This window comes from Rhodococcus sp. (in: high G+C Gram-positive bacteria) (assembly GCF_049591685.1).
Lineage (GTDB): Bacteria > Actinomycetota > Actinomycetes > Mycobacteriales > Mycobacteriaceae > Rhodococcoides.
This window is the reverse complement of the sequence record NZ_JBAWFH010000146.1, coordinates 1-7,902: the sequence shown is the minus strand read 5'-3', so window position 1 is coordinate 7,902 and position 7,902 is coordinate 1. Positions and strand designations below refer to the sequence as shown.

Annotated in this window: 5 protein-coding genes and 1 pseudogene; 4 read left to right on the top strand and 2 right to left on the bottom strand. The window is 64.9% G+C overall.

Features of this window, described 5'->3' with window-relative positions; genetic code table 11:
* Positions 1 to 347: neutral zinc metallopeptidase (locus WBQ44_RS06340; protein ID WP_495565875.1), on the bottom strand; the 347-nt coding region annotated here is incomplete at its 3' end.
* Positions 348 to 520: 173 nt separating this feature from the next.
* Between WBQ44_RS06340 and aspS the strand changes: the two genes are divergently transcribed.
* Positions 521 to 2,320, top strand: a complete 1,800-nt coding sequence (gene aspS / locus WBQ44_RS06335) for an aspartate--tRNA ligase (protein WP_495565874.1) — start codon at positions 521 to 523, stop codon at positions 2,318 to 2,320.
* Positions 2,321 to 2,400: 80 nt separating this feature from the next.
* Here the strand turns inward: aspS and WBQ44_RS06330 are convergent, their stop codons facing one another.
* Positions 2,401 to 3,351: a DUF2189 domain-containing protein gene (locus WBQ44_RS06330; RefSeq protein ID WP_495565873.1), complete on the bottom strand. Its 951-nt coding sequence runs from the start codon at positions 3,349 to 3,351 to the stop codon at positions 2,401 to 2,403.
* Positions 3,352 to 3,642: 291 nt separating this feature from the next.
* On the opposite strand from WBQ44_RS06330, the gene WBQ44_RS06325 reads away from it, so the two are divergent.
* From WBQ44_RS06325 to WBQ44_RS06315, 3 genes and pseudogenes are all read left to right on the top strand, one after another.
* Positions 3,643 to 6,345, top strand: a complete 2,703-nt coding sequence (locus WBQ44_RS06325; RefSeq protein ID WP_495565872.1) for a circularly permuted type 2 ATP-grasp protein — start codon at positions 3,643 to 3,645, stop codon at positions 6,343 to 6,345.
* Entirely contained in the window at positions 6,342 to 7,271 is a 930-nt protein-coding gene (locus WBQ44_RS06320; protein ID WP_495565871.1) for a transglutaminase family protein, read from the top strand. The genes WBQ44_RS06325 and WBQ44_RS06320 overlap by 4 nt, the downstream gene beginning before the upstream one ends.
* A 110-nt stretch (positions 7,272 to 7,381) precedes the next feature.
* Positions 7,382 to 7,902: pseudogene (locus tag WBQ44_RS06315) on the top strand (kinase); the annotation flags it as partial.

Genomic DNA, 7,902 nt, shown 5'->3' with positions numbered 1-7,902 from the left:
GGTTGGACGTATGCAACTCCTGTCTGTGGGCCCAGCTGGGCTTCCCAGACGAGGTCGAGGCTGCTGACGGTGAAATCCACCAGGCAATCGACGTTCGCGTTGGCGTCGGACCCGGTCTCGCAGTTCTCGACGATGCCAGACCCGCTCTGCGTGCCGCCGCCGTTGTCGGTTCCCCCGCTCAACTGACCGAGCACCTGACTCGGGTCGCCGCCGAACAGCAGTACCAGGACAATGATGACCAAACCGCCTGCACCGCCGCCGATGGCGAGCTTTCCTCGGCCACCTCCGCCGCGGCCGCCGACGGACACGCGGCCCGGCTGATTGCGGGCGCCCTCTCTGAACGTCATGTCTATTCCTTCCAGAGCAGCTTCGCCGAAACGGTGTAGGAGATCGTCGCATCGACACCCGTCGGGAAGCAGCTTGCCACGCCCTGCAGGTATCGCGTTTCCCGTACCGATATCCCCTCCGTAGGATCGGTAACCGTCGAACACGATTTTTTGAATTTTGTGAAAGGAAACCCGTGCTGCGCACCCACCTCGCCGGCTCACTACGATCCGAGCACGTCGACCGAACAGTCACCCTGACGGGTTGGGTTGCGCGCCGCCGCGATCACGGCGGTGTCATCTTCATCGATCTCCGTGACGCATCGGGCGTCGCGCAGGTCGTCTTCCGCGCCGGCGACGTTGCCGAGAAGGCGCACCGCCTGCGTGCCGAATACGTCGTCAAGGTCACCGGCAAGGTCGAGCAGCGCCCCGAGGGCAACCAGAACTTCGAGATTCCCACCGGCGCGGTCGAGGTGGACGCGTCCGATATCGAGGTGCTGTCCGAGAGCGCGCCCCTGCCGTTCCAGCTCGACGACCAGCCCGGCGAGGAAGCACGGCTCAAATACCGGTACCTCGACCTGCGCCGCGAAGGCCCGGGTCACGCAATTCGGTTGCGCTCACAGGTCAACGCAGCCGCCCGCGGTGTTCTGTCTCATCACGAATTCATCGAGGTGGAAACCCCCACCCTCACGCGCTCGACGCCCGAGGGTGCACGCGACTTCCTGGTGCCTGCACGCCTGCAGCCGGGCAGCTTCTACGCGTTGCCGCAGAGCCCTCAGCTCTTCAAGCAGCTGCTGATGGTCGGCGGTATCGAACGGTACTACCAGATCGCTCGCTGCTATCGCGACGAGGATTTCCGGGCGGACCGTCAGCCGGAGTTCACGCAGCTGGACGTCGAGATGAGCTTCGTCACCCAGGACGACGTCATGCTGCTTGCCGAAGAGATTCTCGCGGCCCTGTGGAAGCTCGTCGGGTACGAGTTCACAACGTCGATTCCCCGGATCACGTACGCCGAGGCGATGCGTCGGTACGGATCTGACAAGCCGGATCTCCGGTTCGACATCGAACTCGTCGAATGCACGGACTTCTTTGCCAACACCACTTTCCGGGTGTTCCAGGCTCCGTACGTCGGAGCCGTCGTGATGCCCGGTGGCGCATCGCAGCCCCGCAAGCAGCTCGACAAATGGCAGGAATTCGCCAAGCAGCGTGGCCACAAGGGCCTCGCCTACGTCCTCGTGGCGGAGGACGGCACCCTCGGCGGACCCGTCGCGAAGAACCTCACCGACACCGAGCGTGACGGTATCGCTGCGCACGTCGGAGCAAAGCCCGGCGACGCCATCTTCTTCTCTGCCGGACCGATCAAAGCATCGCGTGGTCTGCTCGGAGCGGTGCGCGGCGAGATCGCTCGCAAGCTCGATCTGATCGACCCGAAGGCGTGGGCGTTCGTGTGGGTTGTCGACGCACCATTGTTCGAACCGACTTCCGACGCCACCGCCAGTGGTGACGTCGCCGTCGGTTCGGGTGCGTGGACGGCCGTGCACCACGCGTTCACCTCGCCGAAGCCGGAGTCGATGGACAACTTCGACACCGAACCCGGCACTGCGCTCGCCTACGCATACGACATCGTCTGCAACGGCAACGAGATCGGCGGCGGCAGTATTCGTATCCACCGCAAGGACATTCAGGAGCGCGTCTTCGCCGTCATGGGTATCGACCAGCACGAAGCGCAAGAAAAGTTCGGCTTCCTGCTCGACGCCTTCAGCTACGGCGCACCACCGCATGGCGGCATCGCGTTCGGGTGGGACCGTATCACGGCACTGCTGGCGGGCGTGGACTCCATCCGCGAGGTCATCGCTTTCCCGAAGTCCGGCGGCGGCGTCGACCCACTGACGGATGCGCCTGCGCCCATCACCCCGCAGCAGCGCAAGGAATCCGGCATCGATTTCAAGCCGGAAAAGCGCGAAGACGCGACGGAGTCGGGCGATACGGCTCAATAAGTAGACCGACGACGAAAAGCCCCCGAAATGCTCGATTTCGGGGGCTTTTCGCGTGCTCCGTCAGTGTCGGTTCGCCGGTTTCAGGCGAGCGAACCGCGGGCGGTGACGATTCGATACGCGTACGTCGAGGCGATGTACGTGATCGGCAGGGTCACCAACAGGCCCAGGCCGCACGGGATGGCGCCGAGAATGTTGATACCGACGAGTGCCAGCGCGAGGACGAAGATCTGTCCGGCGTTCGACGAGATGGCTCGGAAACTCGACTTGATTGCCGTGACGGGGTCTTCACCTCGATCAACCACGAACTGCACCGTCCACCACGTCAGGAACGTCAGAACGATGCCGGGAATGATCAAGAGGATGAAGCCGACGAACACGAGGATCGACACCAGCAAGCTGGCAACGATGATCGACCCGACGTTCGCGAACTGGAAGAACGACGCGATCGACGGCTTGTTCCCGTCCACCTCGTGCAGCGCACCTCGCACCATGGCCGCTGCGATCAAGTAACCGAGGATGACACTGAGCAACGACCCGATGATCGACCATACGGTGAACACATCGGAGAAGTCGCCGGAAGCGGAACCGGAGTTGCCGAAAAGGGCGTTCACCACGATCTGAATGATCGCGAGAATCACCACGATTCCGACCCACACACCGGCGTTGGCCTTGAACCTGTTCCAGCCGAACGAAATCGCGTCGCCGACACTCAAGGTCGACGGCAGGCCGCCGCCGAACCCCGGTGCCCCATAACCTCCTTGCGCCCCGAAGCTTCCGGGAGGGGGTGGGTAGTTCCCGGGAGGCGGTGGGTAGTTCCCGGGAGGCGGTGGGTAGTTCCCGGGAGGTGGTGGGTAACCACCACCGGGCGGATAATTGCCGGGCGGGGGGTAGTTGCCGCCAGGCGGGGGGTTGCCGGGCGACGGTGGATAGTTGCCGGGCGGAGGATAATTGCCGGGCGACTGTGGGTGTTCGGGCCGGTCGGGGTCGGGATCCTTACCGAACTGCGGACCGGTAGGGGGGTTTTCGCTCACGGATTTCCCTCGACTTCGTCTGTGATACGCCTGCGGAGTGTCTTCGATTCACGGTGAGCGAACCCCACACAGGGGAGTGTGTCAAGAGCTACACGCGCCGGTGGAGTGCACGTTTCGGATACGTTGCCGGCGCCGAAGCACGGCGGTGGTCTCGCAGTGATCGTTACAGTGGCCCGGGCGCTCTCGCGTCCAGTGGGGCGGGTTCACCGCTGCTGCTGCGAGGTAGCAAGATTGCCTGTCCATGCGTTCGATCACCGTGTCCGAGCCGCCGACGGAAGGATCAGCAAGTCGATGGTGCCCGCGAAAACGGTGAACCCCTTTGTCGAGAACGCCCCCAAAATGGGCGAATCCGCTGGTCGTCTCGTCTCCGAATACCGCGGCGGGTCCACCGGGGCCGTAGCGTTCGACGCGCGCTACGACGAACTACTCGACGTCGACGGCGTGGTTCGCGGGCATTGGAACGAACTCGTTGCCGGGCTGGACGGCGCGGGGCGCGGGGGAGAGCGTGCACTGCAGGCGCGGGTGAGACGGCTCGTCGAAGACCACGGAATCACCTACAACCCGATAGTCGCCGACAGTTCGGACATCGTTGCCCCTCCGGTCCGTTGGGGCCTCGACGAGATTCCCCTCGTCCTCGGCGCCGAGGATTGGCAGAGGCTCGAGGCTGGATTGCTGCAGCGTTCCCGGCTGCTCGATGCGGTGCTCACCGATCTGTACGGACCGATGCGCACCGTTCGGGGAGGGCTCATACCGCCCGAATTGGTGTTCGGCGATTCGCATTACATCCGCGCGGCGCACGGGATCACGATTCCTGGACCGAGGCAGTTGTTTCTCCATGCTGCGGATGTGGGCCGCGGATCGGACGGCGCCTTCCGGGTGTACGCCGATCGGACACAGGCGCCGTCGGGAATCGGCTATGCGTTGGCCGATCGCCGGGTGATGTCCCGCGCCTCGCCCGAGCTCTACCAAGACACGAATCCACGGCCGTTGTCGACATTTGCGCGTGCACTACGCCTTTCGTTGATCGACGTGGCTCCCGCAGCAGCCGAAGATCCGGTGGTCGTGATACTCAGCCCCGGCTACCGCTCCGAAACTGCGTTCGACCAGGCTTATCTCGCGACCGTTCTCGGTTTCCCCCTGGTCGAGAGTGCGGATCTCGTCGTGCGGGACGGATACTTGTGGATGCGATCGCTCGGCACGCTGCGCCGGGTCGACGTGGTACTTCGACGGGTCGATGCCGCGTTCACCGATCCGCTCGATCTCCGACCCGATTCGAGGCTCGGCGTCGTGGGGCTCGTCGAGGTGCTGCGCCGCGGTGCGGTCAGCGTCGTCAACACGCTGGGTAGCGGCGTTCTCGAAAATCCAGGTTTGCTTCCGCTGCTGCCTGCACTGAGCCGCGCACTCCTAGGCGAAGACCTCCTGCTCGAGTCGACGCCCACGACGTGGGGCGGCGCGCCGCACGGTGTGTCGGAACTCGTGGCGCGGGTGCGTTCGCTGGTGTTCCGGTCGGTCTCGATGCGTGAGGTCACCATCGGTCACGATCTCGACGACGCGGGCGCCGACGCATTCGTGCGGCGGCTTCGCGCGGAGCCCGGCAACTGGGTCGGGCAACCTGTACCGGACTTCTCGATCGCCCCGTCCGGCTCGGGTGTCGGTGTTGACCCTGCCGGCGGCGCAACTGGTTCTGTCGGCGTAACCGCGTCGGAGGTCGGTATACGTCTGTTCACCGTCGCTCAGCGGGTTGGGTACACGCCGATGGCGGGTGGGCTCGGCCAGGTCCTGATCTCGTCGCCGGTGGCGGAGCCGTTGATCGAGGTGGCGTCGAAGGACGTGTGGGTTCGCGCACCCGACCGAGTGACTCCGGCGGATTCGACGCCGAAGACGATGTCGGCTTCGGTAGAGGAATTGCCGCATTATGCCGCGTCGTCCGCCGCGGACGTCGCCAGTTCGCCGCGCGTGCTCGGCGACCTGTATTGGTTGGGCCGCTACAGCGAACGGGCCGAGGACATGACGCGTTTGCTCATCGCTGCCCGCGAGCGGCACCAGGATTATCGATCGATGCCCTGGCTCGACGGCAGCGACAGCTTGCCGATCTTCCTCGAAGCGGTGACCAGGGTGTCGGCGACGGCGCCTGGATTCTTCGACGCTGCGACGCGTGAGCTGGCCACCGCCGAGTTCCGGTCGCTGACATTGTCGGTGAACCGAACGGGTTCGGTGGCACACTCGGTCGACCGAATGCAGGAGGCTGCCCGCCGGGTTCGCGATCAGCTCTCCATCGACACGTGGGCGGTCCTCGGGCGCATCGACGCCGCGCTGGACGAGCTCGGCAGCTCCGCAGAAAGCGACGGGGCTCAGCTCGCGGCCACACAGTCGGCCGTCCTGCGGGGGTTGCTCTCTCTCAACGGCTTGGCCGCGGAGTCCATGGTTCGCGACGTCGGCTGGTACCTCATGGATTGCGGCAAGCGCATCGAGCGAGCGCTGCAACTCACGAAGTTGCTGTCGACGACACTCGCGCACGCGCTCACTCCGTCGACGGAGCAGGCCGTCATCGATTCGGTTCTTTCGGCGGCTGAGTCGTCGGTCATATACCGGCGGCGTAATCGCGGTCGCGCACGTCCTGCAGCAGTTGCGCAGCTGCTGCTCTTCGATGCGGGCAACCCACGTTCCCTCGTCTATCAGCTGGACCGGCTCGGCGACGACCTGTCGGCTCTGCCCGATGCATCGGGAACCTCGCCGGCCGAACTGTTGGTCGAGCAGATGACCATGCGGTTGCGACGCGCCGATCCAGGCGACCTCGAATCGGTGGACCCGTCGGGACGCCGTGTCACGCTCGTCGACCTAGTCGACGGCATTCACGATCGACTCGAGGAACTCTCACGCGTCGTGCTCGCGACGCACATGGTGTTGCCGGGTGAAACCCAGCCACTGTGGGGCACGGCCGGGAGGCGCCGATCTCCGCGGGGTGCGAACTCTCGAAAAGGGGACGAGTTGTGAGCAATCGCTATCGCATCACCCACGTCACCACGTATACCTACTCGGATCGCGTGACGTCGTCGTACGGTCGGGGCCACCTCGCTCCACGCGAGACGGACCAGCAGCGGTGCCTGGAGAAGTCGATCACGGTGGAGCCGGCGCCGACGGACCAGTCGTCGGGCGTCGACGTGTACGGAAACGAAGACGTCTACTTCCACGTGACCACCGATCACGAGAAGCTGACCGTCACGGCGAAATCGCTGGTCGAGGTCGAAGAACTCGGCGCGGACGAGCGGAACGTCGGCATGTCGATCGCGTGGGAGAGTGCACGACCTCTCGCACCGGGTGTGCACGCGCCCGACGGAACGCGGGCGGTCGCCGTCGAGTTCGTTCTAGACCTGCCCGATCCGGAGATCACCGAGGCTGTGCGCGCGTACGCCGAGCCCAGCTTCGAGCCGGGTCGTCCGTTGCGCGAGGTGGTGTTCGACCTGACACACCGCATCTTCACCGACTTCACGTATCGGTCGGGGTCGACGACGATCTCGACGACGGTGGCGGACGTCCTGCAGTCCCGCGAGGGCGTCTGCCAAGACTTCGCGCGGCTCGCGATCGCATGTCTACGGTCGAAGGGGCTGGCGGCGCGCTATGTCTCCGGCTATCTCGCCACACGTCCACCGCCGGGCAAGGAGCGGATGATCGGAGTGGACGCAACGCATGCCTGGGCAGCCGTGTGGACCCCGGAGGATCGATGGATCGCGTTCGACCCGACCAACGATCAATTCGTCGACGAGCGCTACACGACGGTGGCGTGGGGCCGCGACTATGCGGACGTACCGCCACTGCGAGGAATCATCTATACCGACGCCGAAGACAGCAGTATCGCGGTGTCGGTCGACGTGGCGCCGGTGGATTCTGCCGAACCGTCGGCCACCGCTGCACCGGCGTGACACGGCCGCACCGTCGTGACAGGATCGGTATCGGGTTTTCGTCGATTCGAGCCGAAATACACCGGTGACACAGCACAGTTCGTCGGACAGACCAGGTACCTTGGTATGCGATGACCGCAACATTGGCAGACCCTGTTTCAGAGGTGGTGGCCGCTGCTCAGCAGCTACTCACCAGGCGCACCGGCGCACCCGTCACGTTGATCGATCCAGTAGATCTGGGCGGCAGCGGCCAAGCGGTCGTTCTGCGTGTTCGGGTATCGGAGAATCCGTTCCAGCTCCCGCGGACGCTCGTGATCAAACAGGTTCGAGAGGCCACCACGGACATCGAGCGCGCCGCCGACGTCGGCGGTAAATCCGCGTTCCTCCGGGAGGCTGCGTCCTACCAGTTCGCGAACGCACTCGCCAAAGACAGTCGGCCCGGTCCGGATCTGCTCGCCTACGATCTGGGCGCTCGTCTGCTCGTGTTGAGTGACCTCGGTGACGCCAGCCCCATCACCGCGCTGCTCAAGCACTCCGATGCGGCCTCGGTCACCAACTCGCTGATGGCCATGGCGCAGGCTCTCGGTCGTATGCACGCAGCAACCGCGGGTAGGGAAGGCGACTTCGCTGCACTGTTACGGCGGGTCGGTCT